At 53.7% G+C, this 14,546-nt stretch carries 16 protein-coding genes and 1 pseudogene; 6 read left to right on the forward strand and 11 right to left on the reverse strand.

The window, feature by feature from the left end:
* Positions 1-12 precede the first annotated feature (12 nt).
* A complete protein-coding gene (locus tag JCM25146_RS01330; protein ID WP_025825315.1) occupies positions 13-582 on the reverse strand; it encodes an NADPH-dependent FMN reductase in 570 nt (189 codons plus the stop codon).
* Between the two features lie 54 nt (positions 583-636).
* Positions 637-1,506, reverse strand: a complete 870-nt coding sequence (locus JCM25146_RS01335) for a pirin family protein (protein WP_025825317.1) — start codon at positions 1,504-1,506, stop codon at positions 637-639.
* Positions 1,507-1,633: 127 nt separating this feature from the next.
* On the opposite strand from JCM25146_RS01335, the gene JCM25146_RS01340 reads away from it, so the two are divergent.
* Complete coding sequence (locus JCM25146_RS01340; protein WP_025825319.1) at positions 1,634-2,563, forward strand: LysR substrate-binding domain-containing protein; 930 nt, start codon at positions 1,634-1,636, stop codon at positions 2,561-2,563.
* Positions 2,564-2,618: 55 nt separating this feature from the next.
* Here the strand turns inward: JCM25146_RS01340 and JCM25146_RS01345 are convergent, their stop codons facing one another.
* On the reverse strand, positions 2,619-2,852 hold the full coding sequence (locus JCM25146_RS01345) for a hypothetical protein (protein ID WP_025825321.1): 234 nt from the start codon (positions 2,850-2,852) through the stop codon (positions 2,619-2,621).
* A gap of 579 nt (positions 2,853-3,431) precedes the next feature.
* Between JCM25146_RS01345 and JCM25146_RS16355 the strand changes: the two are divergent.
* The 4 genes and pseudogenes from JCM25146_RS16355 to JCM25146_RS01380 all read left to right on the forward strand — a co-directional run bounded on the left by JCM25146_RS16355 (position 3,432) and on the right by JCM25146_RS01380 (position 8,627).
* A pseudogene (locus JCM25146_RS16355) lies at positions 3,432-4,654 on the forward strand (cation:proton antiporter).
* A gap of 205 nt (positions 4,655-4,859) precedes the next feature.
* Positions 4,860-6,053 carry an arabinose transporter gene (locus JCM25146_RS01370; RefSeq protein ID WP_025825323.1) on the forward strand — a complete coding sequence of 398 codons (1,194 nt, stop codon included), beginning with the start codon at positions 4,860-4,862 and terminating at the stop codon, positions 6,051-6,053.
* Between the two features lie 23 nt (positions 6,054-6,076).
* Complete coding sequence (locus tag JCM25146_RS01375; RefSeq protein WP_025825326.1) at positions 6,077-7,435, forward strand: amidohydrolase family protein; 1,359 nt, start codon at positions 6,077-6,079, stop codon at positions 7,433-7,435.
* A 40-nt stretch (positions 7,436-7,475) separates the two neighbouring features.
* The gene (locus JCM25146_RS01380) at positions 7,476-8,627 is read left to right on the forward strand and encodes an L-dopachrome tautomerase-related protein (RefSeq protein ID WP_025825328.1); all 1,152 of its coding nucleotides are present in this window, start codon (positions 7,476-7,478) and stop codon (positions 8,625-8,627) included.
* Positions 8,628-8,658: 31 nt separating this feature from the next.
* Here the strand turns inward: JCM25146_RS01380 and fdhD are convergent, their stop codons facing one another.
* Both fdhD and mobA read right to left on the reverse strand, forming a co-directional pair.
* Positions 8,659-9,486, reverse strand: coding sequence for a formate dehydrogenase accessory sulfurtransferase FdhD (gene fdhD, locus JCM25146_RS01385; protein ID WP_025825330.1), 828 nt, complete (start codon positions 9,484-9,486; stop codon positions 8,659-8,661).
* Positions 9,476-10,111: a molybdenum cofactor guanylyltransferase gene (gene mobA / locus JCM25146_RS01390; RefSeq protein ID WP_025825332.1), complete on the reverse strand. Its 636-nt coding sequence runs from the start codon at positions 10,109-10,111 to the stop codon at positions 9,476-9,478. The genes fdhD and mobA overlap by 11 nt, the downstream gene beginning before the upstream one ends.
* Positions 10,112-10,207: 96 nt before the next feature.
* Between mobA and mobB the strand changes: the two genes are divergently transcribed.
* Positions 10,208-10,738 (forward strand): molybdopterin-guanine dinucleotide biosynthesis protein B, encoded by a 531-nt coding sequence (gene mobB, locus JCM25146_RS01395; protein WP_025825334.1) that lies wholly within the window; start codon positions 10,208-10,210, stop codon positions 10,736-10,738.
* Between the two features lie 16 nt (positions 10,739-10,754).
* Here mobB and JCM25146_RS23135 read toward each other — a convergent pair whose 3' ends face one another.
* The 6 genes from JCM25146_RS23135 to fdxH are packed head-to-tail and all read right to left on the reverse strand — an operon-like array spanning position 10,755 to position 14,540.
* Positions 10,755-11,423 (reverse strand): molybdopterin-binding protein, encoded by a 669-nt coding sequence (locus tag JCM25146_RS23135; protein ID WP_242400831.1) that lies wholly within the window; start codon positions 11,421-11,423, stop codon positions 10,755-10,757.
* Positions 11,417-12,016: a MoeA family protein gene (locus JCM25146_RS23140; protein ID WP_242400824.1), complete on the reverse strand. Its 600-nt coding sequence runs from the start codon at positions 12,014-12,016 to the stop codon at positions 11,417-11,419. The genes JCM25146_RS23135 and JCM25146_RS23140 overlap by 7 nt, the downstream gene beginning before the upstream one ends.
* A gap of 20 nt (positions 12,017-12,036) precedes the next feature.
* A complete protein-coding gene (locus JCM25146_RS25215) occupies positions 12,037-12,270 on the reverse strand; it encodes a formate dehydrogenase accessory protein FdhE domain-containing protein (protein WP_242400825.1) in 234 nt (77 codons plus the stop codon).
* Positions 12,260-12,952: a formate dehydrogenase accessory protein FdhE gene (gene fdhE, locus JCM25146_RS16365; protein ID WP_242400826.1), complete on the reverse strand. Its 693-nt coding sequence runs from the start codon at positions 12,950-12,952 to the stop codon at positions 12,260-12,262. The genes JCM25146_RS25215 and fdhE overlap by 11 nt, the downstream gene beginning before the upstream one ends.
* Complete coding sequence (locus tag JCM25146_RS01410) at positions 12,952-13,605, reverse strand: formate dehydrogenase subunit gamma (protein WP_025825336.1); 654 nt, start codon at positions 13,603-13,605, stop codon at positions 12,952-12,954. Before JCM25146_RS01410 ends, fdhE begins: the two co-directional genes overlap by 1 nt.
* Positions 13,605-14,540 (reverse strand): formate dehydrogenase subunit beta, encoded by a 936-nt coding sequence (gene fdxH, locus JCM25146_RS01415; protein WP_025825338.1) that lies wholly within the window; start codon positions 14,538-14,540, stop codon positions 13,605-13,607. Before fdxH ends, JCM25146_RS01410 begins: the two co-directional genes overlap by 1 nt.
* Positions 14,541-14,546: the final 6 nt, after the last annotated feature.

Genomic DNA, 14,546 nt, shown 5'->3' on the forward strand with positions numbered 1-14,546 from the left:
CCACACAAAAAATTATTTTTTCAGCGTTTGGGCCAACTCTGCCAGCGCACTGATCTGGCGGGTTAAAAAGTCCCGGGTTGAGGTGTCTGTCAAAGCAAGTGTCTGAGGGTCCACTTTGCTGGCAACGAGCCCGATCATGGCTTCGGGTTTGTTAAGGACAAACGCATCCAGAAAAACCAGACTTTGGCGCAGGTGATACTGAGCCCGCGCCCCGCCGATCTGCCCCGGAGAGGCCGTTTGAATGGCAACCGGTTTTTTGGCAAAAGGCTGTGGCGTTACGCGAGAGAGCCAGTCAATGGCGTTTTTGAGCACACCGGGTACGGAGTAATTATATTCGGGTGTTACGATAATAATGCCGTCGGCTGCCTTGATCTGCTCCGCCATTTCCAGAACCGCAGGAGGAAAGCCCTCGTCCTGCGTGTCCTGACTGTAGTGGGGAAAATCTGCGATGCTCCCCAGTGCGGAAACGGACACGCCTTCAGGTGCCAGTTGTGGCAGGCTTTGGGCAATGGCTGCATTAAAAGATGCTCGGCGCAAGCTGCCCAAAAGTGTTACAAAATGCAGCTGTGTAGAAGTTGTCATGACGTTATGCCTTATTGTCTAACGCATTTTTGCTTATTGAGGAGCCTGTACGTATCAGGCCGGGATGCCGCCAAATAATCCGTTGCTGAAATCCTCCATCGCCTGCCGGATCTGTGCGCGGGTGTTCATCACAAAGGGGCCGTATCCTTCAATTGGTTCGTTCAGCGGGGCTCCGGTCAGGACCAGAAAACTACTTTGGACCTGCGCCTGCACAGTCACTTCCGTCCCCTCGTGGTTCAGTAGAACGAGTTGCGCGCTGCCAAGTTCCTGCGAATCATTCACATTCAGCCGCCCTTCAAGCGAGACAATGGCGGCATTATGCCCTTCTGGCAGGCTAAGGGTGGCCTGTGCGCCCTGCTCAAGTTGCACATCCCATACATTGAGGGGGGAAAACACATGAGCAGGTCCAGTGGTCTGGCCGTACTGACCGGCAATAACCCGTAAAGTCCCCGCGTCATGCGGTAGCGGTAGTGTTGGAATATCCGCAGCCAGCAGGGTCTGGTAGGCGGGTGGTGCCAGTTTGTCTTTGGCTGGCAGGTTGACCCAGAGCTGGACCATTCTGAACGCACCACCGGTAGCGGCGTAATGGGGGGAGTGGAATTCCTGATGCAGAATGCCGCTTCCGGCCGTCATCCACTGGACATCTCCGGGGCCGATGATGCCACCACCACCTGATGAATCTCGGTGTTCGACCTCTCCATCATAAACAATTGTCACGGTCTCAAACCCCCTGTGCGGGTGCTCTCCTACCCCCCGGCGCTCTTCTGTTGGTTGGAAGTGATGCGGGCCAGCATAGTCCAGCAACAAAAACGGGCTGAGATGCTGCCCCAGAGTGGTGTAGGAAAAAAGAGAGCGGACCGGAAAACCATTTCCCACCCAGTGCCCGCGTTCATTGCCATATCGGCCCAGAATTTTTTTATGCATTGGTTTCCTCCTGATATTTTTGAAGCCTGAACCTCAGCGCGTTCTTTTTTGCTTATCTGGAACATAAAAGTCGGGCAGTGTTCTAAAAAGACCCGTAGATCAAACATTGCGTTGCACGGATAAGACGATGAGAGACCTGAATGATTTTGATTATTTTGTGCAGGTCGTGGACTTCGGCGGTTTTTCGTCCGCTGCGCGTGCCTTGGGCGTACAGAAATCCCTGCTGAGCCGACGTGTTGCCGCACTTGAAACGCGGCTGAACACCAGATTGCTACAACGTTCATCACGTCATTTTTCAGTAACCGAGGCTGGGCATCGATTTTATGGGCATTGCAAAGCCATGCTGGTCGAGGCGGATATGGCGGAGCAGTCCATTGCCCGTTTGCTGGCTGAACCCTGTGGTGTGGTACGCATGAGTTGCCCTGTGGCTTTGCTCAACTTCCAGTTTGGGGCCATTTTGTCGCGTTTTTTGGTGCGCTATCCCTCGGTTACTCTGGAGTTGAATAGTACCAATCAGCGGGTGGATATTTTACAGGGGCGCCTCGACCTTGCCGTGCGGGTGCGTTTTCCACCGATTGAGCCCTCCGATCTTGTCATGCGTGTTCTTGATACCAGTACGCAGTGCCTCGTGGCTGCACCGGCATTGCTACAAAAACGCCTGAGCATACCGGCTGATCTGGCGGCTTTACCCAGTATGGACTTCCACACCAATCCTGCCGAGCATGCATGGATTTTGGAAAATAATGAGGGGCAGACCGCCACGGTTTTTCATGAACCCAGGCTGGTTACGGACGATATGGTTGTGTTGCGGGAGGCCGCTCTGGCAGGCGTTGGCGTAGTACAATTGCCAACAATTATGGTGTGGAAAGATGTCGAGGCTGGACGGCTGGTTCAGGCACTCCCCCAGTGGACACCGCGGGCAGGTCTTGTGCATGCCGTGTTCCCTTCCCGCAAAGGGTTGATGCCCGCAGTCAGGAGTTTACTGGACTTTATGGCGGAGGAATGCAGTGAGCAAAGGCGGATGGCAGCATCCACCTTTCTGGCGCAGAACTCCTGATGGTATTGTGGAGCAACTCAATCCGGCTTTTGCCTGGTTAAAGGTGGGGAAAGTCTTATTTGTTGCGATAGTAAATTCCCGTATTATCGCACTGATAAATGGTCTGGTCAGATGTGAAAAAACTGGTTGAAGGCTGTGTTCCAGTAATAACGCAATGGTGTTCTTGTACAAACTGGTCCCATTGGCTTTGCCGGTAGTTGTGAAGAACTTTTGACCCGCCCCACATTATTCCACCGACAATAAAAAATGCGGAAGCCCACAAGATCACTTCTTTTGTAGTTTTGCTCATGCTTCATATTCCATTTGAATAAAACGGGCTTTAGGTTTCTGGTTTTGACCTTCGCCCTTCTGCAACAGAGCGATAAACATTCTCTAATTACTTTTTTCGGTCGTGGCAAATAGCGTATTATCAACGCAAGGCAGGTAATGAAATTTCAATTTATTATATTTATTTATAATGCCCATCCTACGCAGCGTGTGGATTGTTGGCTTTTTCTCGCACAGAAATCTTGGCCTGTGCGCTGCTAAGTGCGTGATTTGCCTGTAGGTATTGGGCGTTTGGATTATTTTCCAGCCGTTTTGAAGTATGACATATTCGATAAATCACACTTTTATGATCCTGATAATAGTCCGTGGCCTAGTTCTTGCGTTATGTTCACATCATGCGCCCATAATGCGTGAATTCTGCTCGAAGCCTGAATAATCCACAGGAGCATTCATACGGTGCAGAGCGGGCAGCTTTTTGCTGGCGGACATGCTCCATCCCAGCCATGTATGGTATGAATAAAGAGCACGCAGGCATGCAAAACTTGCATATCGCGGGGTTAATCCGTTACAAGGGATAAAATTCCACAAAAAAGGATGCAATATGGCCAATTTGACAGCACTTTTGATCGACGCCGCGATTTTTGTTTTGTGCCCATGGATTTTGTGGCGGCTCCTGCATAAAGCGCTGCCAATAGCTGTGTTGCCCATTCTTGTCGGCATAGGCCTTGCCGTGTGGCATGTTCCTGTGCAGCAAATGGGTATTCCCTCTGTTTATGGGAACAATATAGGCTGGGTTGCCGTGTTGGTTCTGGCTTTTACCGCAGGTCTGGAAATGTGGCAGCACCCTGGGGGGGAACCTTCGGGGCAGGATTTTGTGCAGCCGACAATTGGTCGTCTGTTCGGGGGGGCTGCGGTTGCGCTGGGTATTCCATTTCTGGTGGGGTCGTTTCTGGCCTATACCGTGTTTTTGCATCTGCACGGGTGGCAGGCACCTGCTGCGTCCCCTTGGGTCGCAGCAGCGTCCATTGGTCTGTGCATTGCCGTGAGCGCGTTGCCGGTGCTGATCGGTGTTGTGCGTGAGCTTGATACGAGCCAAAAGCCACTGGGTCAGCTTGCCCTCAAGCTGGCTGTTGTGGACGATGCTGCATTGTGGATCGGGTTGGCGGCTCTTCAGTTTGCTGCTCGTGGGTCTGCCGCGCTGCACGGTTGGACTGGGCTGGAAGTTCTTGCAATTGTTCTGCTGCTAGGATTGGCAGCTGCTGGCTATTGGGCCAGTCGGCATTTCCGGCATCCGCCTTTGGTGGTGATCTGGCTTGCCGTCCCGATTTATCTGGCCGCAGGGTCATGGGCCAGCATGCAGCTTGGTTTGCATGAGCTGATTGGTGCGTATTTTGCTGGCGCGATTATGCCCCCCAGCTGGGTGCGGCGCCTGCCGGTGGAATCTGTGGGAACATTTGCCCTGATCTGGTTTGCTCCCATGTTTTTTGGCCATAGCGGGTTACATATCAATGGGGATGCGTTGACATGGCCTTCAGTCGTGGCGTCTTTGTCGCTGGTTGTTATTTCCATGGTGACCAAGATTGCCGCAGTTTATCTCTACCCTCCGGCTGCGGGGCTCAAACCGCGGCAGGCTCTGGGTGTGGGGGCCCTGCTCCAGTGTAAAGGCTGATGGAAATTGTTGCCGCGACCATTCTGCATGGTCAGGGCATGCTGTCAGACTTCGGGTTTGCTTCACTGATGGTTCTGGCTGTTATTTCCACCACTCTGACTGGGCCACTGTTCAGGCTGTTTTCTCCGCGCAGTGCCAGCACAACCCATGCCTGAGCGGCGTTCCGGCAGTCTAACGGCTTTGTTTGGCAAGTCAGGTTGGGTAATTGGGAGCTTTGTTGCCTCAGCGTGGTTTTTTGCCTGTTTTCACAGCATGGTCATGTTTATGGGGCTTGGCAAACAGGCTGACTTGCCCAAGACCTGAACAGGGTCTGGTTCTGTTGTAACCTGCCCTCATGTTTTACAAGGAGCTGGAGCACCAATGACCAGCACGCCCACGGCAGGGCGGGACAAAGCCGTGTACCTGCTACTCTGGCTCGCGGTAGCCCTGTTTCTGTCTTACCTTGCAGTTGCCATGTCCATGCCAACGACTTCGGTCTTTGTGGCGACCTCATTGCATATGGGTAATGCTCTTGCTGGGCTGGCGGTTGGTATTGCATTTTTTTCCACCATTTTGACACGAGGCTTCGCTGGCCGCTTTGCCGACCATCAGGGGGGCAAGCGCTGCATGGTTTATGGACTTGTGCTTTATGTTCTGAGTGGTGTTCTGGCTATGGCTGTCACGGGCATGCCTACGCCATGGTCAGGGTTTGGCATGCTTGTGTTGGCCCGCCTGACTCTGGGGTTAGGTGAAAGTCTGACTGTTGTGGGGCTGCTGGCATGGGGGATCGGCCTTATGGGGCACCAGCGGTCGGGGCGTGTGCTCTCTGTTGTCGGCATGGGTATGTATGGTTCGTTGGCGGCGGGTAGTCCTCTGGGACTGCTCCTGTACAATCTGGGTGGTTACGGGCTTATGGCACTTGCCTGCACGGGGGCTCCATTAGTGGGGCTTGCCATGGCCTCTCCCGTTGAGGCGGTGCCGCCCCATGGTGGTGAGCGGCAGCCTGTAGGGCGGGTTATCCATAAAATTTCTGATCTGGGGCTGGTGGTCTTTTTTCAGGGTATTGGATTTGCGGCTATTGGTGCGTTCATGCCGCTTATGTTCCTGCACAGGCACTGGTCCCATGCGGCCATGGGGCTAACATTTTTTGGCATCGCGTTTGTGCTGGTGAGAGTTTTGTGCAGCCACTTGCCAGACAGATTGGGTGGTGCACGCGTTGCGTGCGCTTCCATGGTGGTGGAAACAATCGGGCAATTGCTACTGTGGCAGGCTACCGGTCCCGGCATTGCGCTGGCAGGTGCATTTTTGACAGGTTGTGGATGTTCCATGATCTTCCCCGCCATGGGGGTAGAGGTGGTCAGGCGTGTAACCCCGCAGATGCGGGGCACCGCCATGGGCGGTTTTGCCGCTTTTCAGGACCTTGCATATGGCGCAACTGGCCCCTTGACCGGTCTGCTGGCGGAATGGGCGGGCGATGGTAGCGTGTTTATGGTGGGCTGTGCCGCAGGTTTGGGCGGATTTTTTTTAGCCAGCAGGCTGGCATGGCGTGAGCGTGCCGCCGCACTGACCAACTGAGCAAACAACAGATGGAGACCAGGATGAAACCCGTAATTCTTGCAACCACTCTTCTTCTGGGTTTGCCAGCTCTGGTGGAAGCGCAGACGGTTCCAGTGGCTTTGACCCATGTCCGGATTATAGACGGTACGGGGGCGGCACCCATAGAGGATGGCACAGTCGTCATGCAGGATGGTGTTATTGTAACTGCCGGGAGAGATGTTCCTCTCCCCCCGCATGCAAGGATCATCGACCGTTCGGGAATGACGGTACTGCCCGGCCTTGTGTCCGACCACAGTCATGTTGGGCAGTTGGAGGGGGTGCGCACGGGCCCGCAGTTTTATACAGCAGACAAGATTACTTCTGAACTGGCGCAATACAGGCGTTACGGTGTGACAACCGTTACGGCCCTTGGCAATAATGCTCCCAAGGTGTTTGATCCTATGCGCAAGGATGCGCATTTGGGTTTACTCCCTGCGGATCTGTTTGGTGTGGATCAGGGGATTGGGGTGCCCAAGGGGGCTCCGCCAGTTAACGTTGCGCCGGATCAGCTTTTCCGCCCCCATACGCCAGAGCAGGCACGCCGGAATGTCGATGTAATGGCAGACGAAGGCACAGATCTGGTTAAAATCTGGGTGGATGATTTTGACCGCTCGCTACCAGTTAAAATGGACCCGGCCATTATAGATGCTGTTGTGGATGAGGCGCATAAAAAACACTTGCGTGTTGCCGCCCATATTCATGACCTGGATGACGCGCAGCGTGTGGTCGCAAGTGGGGTCGATATTCTGGCTCACGGTGTGCGTGACAAACCCGTTCCCCCGTCTTTTGTGCAAACACTGAAGGAAAAGGGAATATGGTATATTCCCACGTTACAGCTCGATGAAGCTACGACCGCATGGGCAGATCAGCCCGCGTGGGTGCGCGCACCCTATGTTGTAGCGGGCCTGTCTGCCCCGTTACGCCAGCAGATCAACACGCCTGCTTGGCGGAAGGAGAATGCTACAGGGGCCAAGGCGGAGTTTGCCCGTAAATCACTGGCTATGAATCTGCAGAATTTGAAAACCCTTTGGGATGCAGGTGTGAATATAGGGTTTGGCACCGACAGCGGCGCGACCCCTCTGCGGGTGCCCGGTGTTGCAGAACACCGAGAACTGGCACTGATGGTCAGCGCGGGCCTGCCGCCCCTGCAAGCCCTGCATGTGGCGACACAACAGGCTGCGCTCCTACTGAACCTGCACGACCGGGGCGTTATTGCCGCGGGTAAGAGAGCTGACCTGTTAGTGGTTGCAGGGAACCCGGCAAAGACGATTGCTGATGCCGACAGGGTGGTGGAAACATGGGAGAACGGTAATGCCGTAGCCGGCCCTGTGGCCCCAACAAGCACTCCACCATCTCCCTGAGATGTAATCTGGATAATGCGTAAGGGAACTGGAGGATAGTATGCATAAGTTTGGACTATTTTTGCTGGCGGCGGGTTGCATGGCAGCTCTACAGGCTTCTGCTTCACCGATAACCAGCAACCATGACCCCGCTTTTGGTGCTGTTGGTCAGGTCCAGATCATTGCAAGCATACCCGATCCGGATCCATCTGGTATTGCTGTGGTCAATGGCCGGTTATTTCTCACTTTTCCCAAGCACGATGGTGATCATGCCGGCCCGGTTCTGGCTGAATGGAAGGCGGGGCGTCTGATCCCCTTCCCTTCGGCGGCGTTTTCGGCTTCATCGCGCGGCGCTCCACAGACAAGGCTAATTTCTCCACATGGTATGATCACCGATACATCTGGGAATTTATGGGTGATCGATGATGGCAAGATCAAAGGCCAGCCCATTCCTGCTGGAGGTGCCAAGGTTGTGGGGATTAACCCTGCAACCGGGCAGGTCATAGCCAATGTGCCTCTTGAGCGTGCATTGCTGCCACAGAGCCATATGAATGACCTGCGCGTTGATCTGACACATGGCGCAAAAGGTACCGCCTATATTACGGATAGCTCGTTTGATGGTCATCCGGCTCTGGTGGTAATGGACCTTGCCACAGGCAGGCAGCGCCGGGTGCTGGAAAATACTGTTTCGGTTTTGCCGGACACGGGTTATCAGACCGTGCTGGATGGCCGCGTGCTGCATTATGACCCGGCACACCCTACATTTCCTGCTGGGGGAGCGGATGGGATTACCCTGTCAGCTGATTCCACACGAGTGTATTATGCGCCATTGGCTAGCCGCAGACTGTATAGTCTGCCAACTGACAAGCTGGCGGATTTTAACACCAGTTCTAGTAGTTTAGCCGCATCTGTTGTTGATGAGGGTGAAAAAGGTGCGGCTGACGGGTTGGCGACCGACCCGTGGAACCGGATTTATACGACGGCAGCCGATCATGATGCGGTGTTCAGGCGCAACCCCGACGGCACGTTCGACCTGATTGCCGCAGACCCCCGGTTTGTCTGGCCTGATGGTATTTTTGCGGATCGGCAGGCTGTGTACGTTGTTCTGGGGCAGTGGAGCCGCCTGCCCCGCCTACACAATGGGCAGGATATGCGCAGACCTCCTTATTTGGTCGCAAAAATGCCGATAACTCCACCAGACACGCAACATTGAACCGGGAGGCATGCTTGCGCGCGCGCTTTGGTCACGAGAGCGGCAGAAAGCACATGTTGTCTGGCTTGGCTGGGGACACAAGGGTCAGTCCCGCCTGTTGCGCGGTTCTGAGTGCCAGTGCCGTAGGCGCGGAAAGTGAGATCAAGGCACGCATGCCAGCAGCAATAGCTTTTGTGGCCATTTCGTAGGAGCAGCGACTGGTTAGCAGACAAAAACCCTCTGCAAAACTCAGTTCATTGTTTAAGCCATGGCCAATCAGCTTATCCAGAGCATTGTGCCTGCCCACATCCTCTCGAATAGACGTGATGTGACCGTTGGTGCTGCACCATGCGGCAGCATGGAGCATACCAATCCCGCGATTTAAGACCTGATGGTCGCGCAGAGTGGTCAGGGCGGAGCGTATGGCGGATAATTCCGGTGTGTATGGCTGAACTGTGTTGGACGTGCGCTGGAGCACACCAGCCATATCCGAACCACAGATTCCGCATCCGGTACGCCCAGCTATCGGGCGGCGACTGCGGGCCAGAACCGTACGGAGTGCATCTGCACTGATACGGATGTCGGCTTTTAATCCCCCATCAACCGGTGTTATGGAAATCTGTCGGATATCAGAAAGATTTTTTACCAGACCTTCCGTTACAGAAAAACCGTTTACAAAATCTGCAATATTGTGCGGCGTGACCATCATAACGGCATATTCAATGCCATTATAGGTTAATGCCAAAGGTACTTCTTCAGCCAGATTCAAAGTTTCTGCCGTTACAGTGGCTGCTGTGTTGGAAGATGCGGGCCAGACTGCACGTTCTATATGGTATTGGGTAGCTATGGGGCGCTCTACGCTATCCGCACTACAGGCCATGGTGGTCTCTCATCCGGGTGTGCCAGATGGCTTGTACCGCTTGCAGGTCTTCTGGCGTATTGATGTTTAAAAATGGATCAAAGGAGCTGAGGGGCAAAAAATCAACCGGTCGGGAGCCCAACGCTTGCGTCAAAGTGCAGACACGCGTGTTCTGTTTTCTGTTCTGCTCCGTTATGCTTGTCAATTGCACAGCCAACAGTGCATGCGCTTTGTGCACAGGCCATGCCGCAACCAAAGAGTGATGCTGCGTGGCATAGCTTGCGTAGGATGGTGCGGGTAGCAATGCGTTGACCAGAGTGTCCGGTATGCATGGCGTATCCACCGGCACGCTCACCAATACATCAAACCCGGCCTCTTCTGCCCATGCCAGACCACTCAGCACTCCAGCTAGCGGACCAACATTCTGCATTGTGTCTGCAAGCACCGGGCAGTCCCATGCATCAAACCTCTGTGCATCGCCATTTGCACTTATGGCAATGGCAGCACACTGTTTTTTAAGGCTGGTTATAATCCAGTCCACGCAGGGTCGTTGGGCAATGTTCATAAAGGCCTTATCAGCATGCTGCATGCGCCTCCCCTGTCCGCCTGCCAACACCAGCCCTGCTATTTTTAGTGTGTGCTGCATGGTTAATCGTATCTTTGCCTGTTTGTGCTGGTTATTGTGCGTTAGTCTGATTAAAAATCAATAGTTCTTCAATGCTATGTGGACTGGCCTGTTCTTATGCTCATTCATCGCGAACGACGGATATTTGGGATTATAGGACGCAGCGGGTCAGGAAAAACGCATCTTATCAGTCATCTTATTCCATTTTTTTGTAAAAAAGGACTGCGTGTGTCCACTATCAAACACACTCACCACGGAGTGGATATGGATACACCGGGAAAAGATACATTCCAGCATAGAGAAAAAGGCGCTGTAGAGGTTATGCTGGCTACTCCAGCCCGCTGGTTTTTGCAGCACCAGAGCACTTGCCCACCCACGCTGGGTGAGTTGATACAGGCCATGCAGCCGGTTGATCTGATTCTGGTGGAGGGTTTTCACGAGCATGTTCCTGCCTGCATGGAAGTCTGGCGCCCCGTAACAGGCAAGGAACCACTTTACCCCCATATGTCCGGGATCAAGGCTATTGCAACCGATAGCCCAACCCTACATGAATCGTTGCAAGAAAAAGTGGTTTTTCCCATGACAGATGTTGAATCTATTGCTCATTATATTCAAGAGCATGCTTTTTTGTGGACATCGGCAGACTAACCTGATGATCAAAAATTTATACGGCACTAAACGGCATTGCCGAGCACCAGTCTCCCACATTCACAACATGTCCCGCTGGTATGCGTAGAATGCCAGACGCATATGAAAAACACAGCACGTCTGATGCTCCTTGAGATGGCACAAGAGAAAAAACACCCTCTTTGCCACTTGGGGCATACTGTACGGGTATTAAGCATGTAGCGTCAGGCGGGGATGAAAAAGCAAAACTGCTGCGTCCATACAGAGTTGTAGACGGTGTTCGTTGTGGTTTTATTCCCGATATTGAACGTAAAAATGGTAAAACAAAAATCTGGGTGCATATGGCAGCAGCGCCAGGGTTGCCGGGCAGGCAGAAAACGGGCGTTTCGGCCAGCTGCATGAGCGTAAAGGGTTTGCCCGGTCGTATTTTAACCCGCCGGAACAGGCAGCGAGCTCCCAGTTGCTCCATAACGGGCAAGACATTGTCTGTCTGTCCAACAGAAATGCCACCGGTGGTGATGACTATGTCAGATTGTGCTGTGAGCTCTTTCACCGTGTTCCGCAGTTCTGCCTGACTGTCAGAGCCGACAATGCGATGCTCGACGTGCAGGCCCATGCTTTCCAACATCGCGCAAAGCATGGGTGTGTTGATGTCCGCGCGACAATCTGGCGCATCAGGTGCGAATTCAGCGCCATTAGCTAGCACGCCAATGCGGTAGGGTCTGTAAACAGCCAATTGCCGGACATTCTGGCTGGCAAGTAGGCTATATGCCGCCAGTCAAGCTTTTGTCCGGCATTGAGCAAGAGATGCCCTACCGGAAACTCTTCTCCCGCACGTCGAATGTTTTTGCCGACTATAGCGTCCGTTGTGTTCAGATGAATCATGCCATTACGCATTGTCACGCGTTCACGGGCGATAACGCAGTCAGCACCAAATGGTATGCGTGCACCGGTCAGGATGGTAGCGGCAGTGCCTCGGCGATGTGTGCTCGGCTGATCCCCTGCGACAATATAGTCTTGTGGTGGCAGGCTTATGGAGTGCGCGTCTGTTGTGGGGATATCCGCGCAGCAGAAGGTGTAACCATCCATGGCAGAAATATCAGATTCTGGCCGTGAGGTCGTGGCTGACAGATTTTCTGCCAGAATGCGGCCATTGGCCTGAGAGAGTGGAATGGTATCAATTTTTGGACTGTGTAGCGTGTCCGCTAGAGCAGACAGAATGGTTTGTGCCTCATCATAATCAACCATGGCTGGAGCTGGTGTGGGTTTAATAACAGCCGGGGGCCGGGATGAAGGCACGCTACAGTCCATGGGTCGTCTTATACAGGGAAAGAAAACGGGTTAAGGCCAACGCGTTTGAAGCCTTCTGTTTCTATAGCTGCGTCCAGAGACAAACTCCCCAGATCATCAGCTACGGCTTCCAGTTCAGGGTCATAATCCAAGCGGAATGTTTTAATATACGTTGTACAGTCACCACAGGTTTCAATCTGGATAGCAGATTTGGCGTCATCCAGTGTCCAGTGTTCAATTTGCCCGCTGGAACTACAGTCCACACAAACAGCACGTACGGTGCCAGCGCGCTTCGCATAAACTGCACTGCAAATATCGCAGCCCCTCGCGTGCGCCACCAAGCACTAGGCTTGCGACCGGTGGCGCATTGCAGCATGGGCAGTGAGCAGACTGTGTCGTGGATGGCGGCAGATCCTGCGTTTGCCCAAGGGAGACAGCCTGCGCCCAACAGGTAGAGAGTGCAGCCCATAAAACAACGGAAACGCCTGCATCGACCTGCGAATAATCCAAGTGCAAAAGATGGGTGGCAGTATGAGCCAGTTGCTCTTTGTCTGCCGATAGAGCGGCCAGTTTATCACCTACGCTCGAGGGGAGTATGGGAGCAACCTGCCCGACCAAGGCTGTGTAAGCTGCCTGCCAATATGGTATGTTTAAAAGGCTAGCCTGCAAGTGCGCGTGGTCGCGCTTCTGGTCAAGCAGTGTTCGTACGGTGGCTGCCTCATCAGGACCAAGAGGATTTTGCGCAATGTACTGCTGTTGGGCCTGCACCAGATGGACTAGAAAGCGAAAGTATTCTCCATTTTCTCCTAGTGCATCTGCCTGTGTGCTCAATCGTTGGATGCGGCGCGCATATAGCTTGTCCAGCACGGGAAAAATGACTGGGTCAATCTTGGCAACACCGGGTGTGCGCTTGTCTGGAGCAACAATATCGGACGAATGCAGCATCAGCCGTGCCTTTTGGATGGCAGGGGTTTTGTCGGTGCGACTTCCTCTTCATACCAGCGGTCATGGTGCTGTCTGGCCCATGCACGGGTTACGTATCCACTGATCATGCCGCCAATGGACCCACGGACCCAGATCCCCATGTAAATATGCCCGATAACAAGCAGGATTAACGCCAACCCGGCAACGGAATGTGCCAGAAGGGCCAGCCGGAGCACCGGAATAGGGAAAAGAGCAGCAAAATAGGCGCGCCAGATCATTAAGCCACTAACAAACAGTAGGCTGATGAGAGACATGATTCCCCAGAACAGAATTTTCTGTCCTGCGTTGTACTTACCGATCTGGAGTTTTTGTCCATGTTTGTTCAGTAGTACATCTACAATATGCTTGAACCATGTCAGGTCAGTGCGCACAAAAAGATTATGGTGCACAAAGCGGACAAACATACACATCAACAGCGCAAAGACGGCAATGCCCAGAAAAGGGTGTAGAACCCGTGCAAGCTGAGGCGGGCCAAGCACATAACCCAGCCAGTTCAGGCTCGGAAAAAACCATGACAGCCCCGAAAGCGCTACCAGCGTAAAGCAGGATACCATGCTCCAGTGGAACATACGGTCAATGAGTTTGGTACGTAAGACCAGAGTGCTGTTATCCATTACGCATCCCTCCCGTTTTCGTTCGGGTCATGTTCCGCATTGTCTTGTTTGCTTTTGGGCTCAGGCGGGGGTGTTTCGTCCGTGGTGTTTGCCCCTACTCCCATGTAGTGGACAAAAGCCCCTGCCAGCGTTGCAATAAAGCCCAGCGCGCCAACGGGCTTGAGCCATTCTTTCCATCCCCGCACGACCGGGCTGATTTGGGGGTTATCAGGCAGACGGTGGTACAGGCTGGGTTGGTCGGCATGGGTGAGAACATACATGACGTGTGTACCCCCTACCCCGGCCGGGTCATAAAGCCCCGCCCCCTCATGGCCACGGCTTTGAAGTTCCTGTACCCGTGTTGCGGCAAGGTCCTTCATCTCGGCCTTGGAGCCAAAGGAGATTGCACCTGTCGGGCAGGTTTTTACGCAGGCGGGTTCCTGTCCCACGGCAACTCTGTCCGAGCAGAGCGTGCATTTGTAGGCATGGTTGTCTTTTTGGCTAATACGCGGAATATCAAACGGACAGCCTGCAATGCAGTAGCCACAGCCAATGCACTGTTCGGACTGAAAATCTACAATACCGTTGGCAAACTGCAAGATGGCACCTGGGCTGGGACAAGCCTTAAGGCACCCCGGCTCGGCGCAGTGCATGCAGCCTTCCTTGCGTAAAAGCCACTCCAGCTTGCCGGCCTCATCTTCACGTTCATCAAAACGGATGACGGTCCATGTTTCTGCCGTCAGGTTGGCGGGGTTGTCATAAACACCCACGTTGTGCCCGATCTCATCGCGCAGGTCGTTCCATTCCGAACAGGCAACCTGACATCCCTTGCACCCTGTGCAAAGGGAGACGTCAATCAGCTTGGCCACTTCCTGCTCATGGCTGCGGGCCTGTGGCAATGGTGTCAGGCCATTGGTGGCGGAGCGGCGGATAATGTCTTGTGACTGCATACCCATCAGCGC

Origin of the sequence: Acetobacter okinawensis JCM 25146 (genome assembly GCF_000613865.1) — a bacterium.
Classification (GTDB): Bacteria; Pseudomonadota; Alphaproteobacteria; order Acetobacterales; family Acetobacteraceae; genus Acetobacter; species Acetobacter okinawensis.

Excerpts from the sequence above, each read along its gene's own strand:
- JCM25146_RS01345 (WP_025825321.1), bottom strand. The coding sequence starts at position 2,852 with ATGAGCAAAACTACAAAAGAAGTGATCTTGTGGGCTTCCGCATTTTTT.
- fdhD (WP_025825330.1), bottom strand. The coding sequence starts at position 9,486 with ATGGCCTGTAGTGCGGATAGCGTAGAGCGCCCCATAGCTACCCAATAC.
- mobA (WP_025825332.1), bottom strand. The coding sequence starts at position 10,111 with ATGCAGCACACACTAAAAATAGCAGGGCTGGTGTTGGCAGGCGGACAG.
- JCM25146_RS01335 (WP_025825317.1), bottom strand. The coding sequence starts at position 1,506 with ATGCATAAAAAAATTCTGGGCCGATATGGCAATGAACGCGGGCACTGG.
- JCM25146_RS01410 (WP_025825336.1), bottom strand. The coding sequence starts at position 13,605 with ATGGATAACAGCACTCTGGTCTTACGTACCAAACTCATTGACCGTATG.
- JCM25146_RS01330 (WP_025825315.1), bottom strand. The coding sequence starts at position 582 with ATGACAACTTCTACACAGCTGCATTTTGTAACACTTTTGGGCAGCTTG.
- JCM25146_RS01370 (WP_025825323.1), top strand. The coding sequence starts at position 4,860 with ATGACCAGCACGCCCACGGCAGGGCGGGACAAAGCCGTGTACCTGCTA.
- JCM25146_RS01380 (WP_025825328.1), top strand. The coding sequence starts at position 7,476 with ATGCATAAGTTTGGACTATTTTTGCTGGCGGCGGGTTGCATGGCAGCT.
- JCM25146_RS01340 (WP_025825319.1), top strand. The coding sequence starts at position 1,634 with ATGAGAGACCTGAATGATTTTGATTATTTTGTGCAGGTCGTGGACTTC.
- fdhE (WP_242400826.1), bottom strand. The coding sequence starts at position 12,952 with ATGCTGCATTCGTCCGATATTGTTGCTCCAGACAAGCGCACACCCGGT.
- mobB (WP_025825334.1), top strand. The coding sequence starts at position 10,208 with ATGCTCATTCATCGCGAACGACGGATATTTGGGATTATAGGACGCAGC.
- fdxH (WP_025825338.1), bottom strand. The coding sequence starts at position 14,540 with ATGGGTATGCAGTCACAAGACATTATCCGCCGCTCCGCCACCAATGGC.
- JCM25146_RS01375 (WP_025825326.1), top strand. The coding sequence starts at position 6,077 with ATGAAACCCGTAATTCTTGCAACCACTCTTCTTCTGGGTTTGCCAGCT.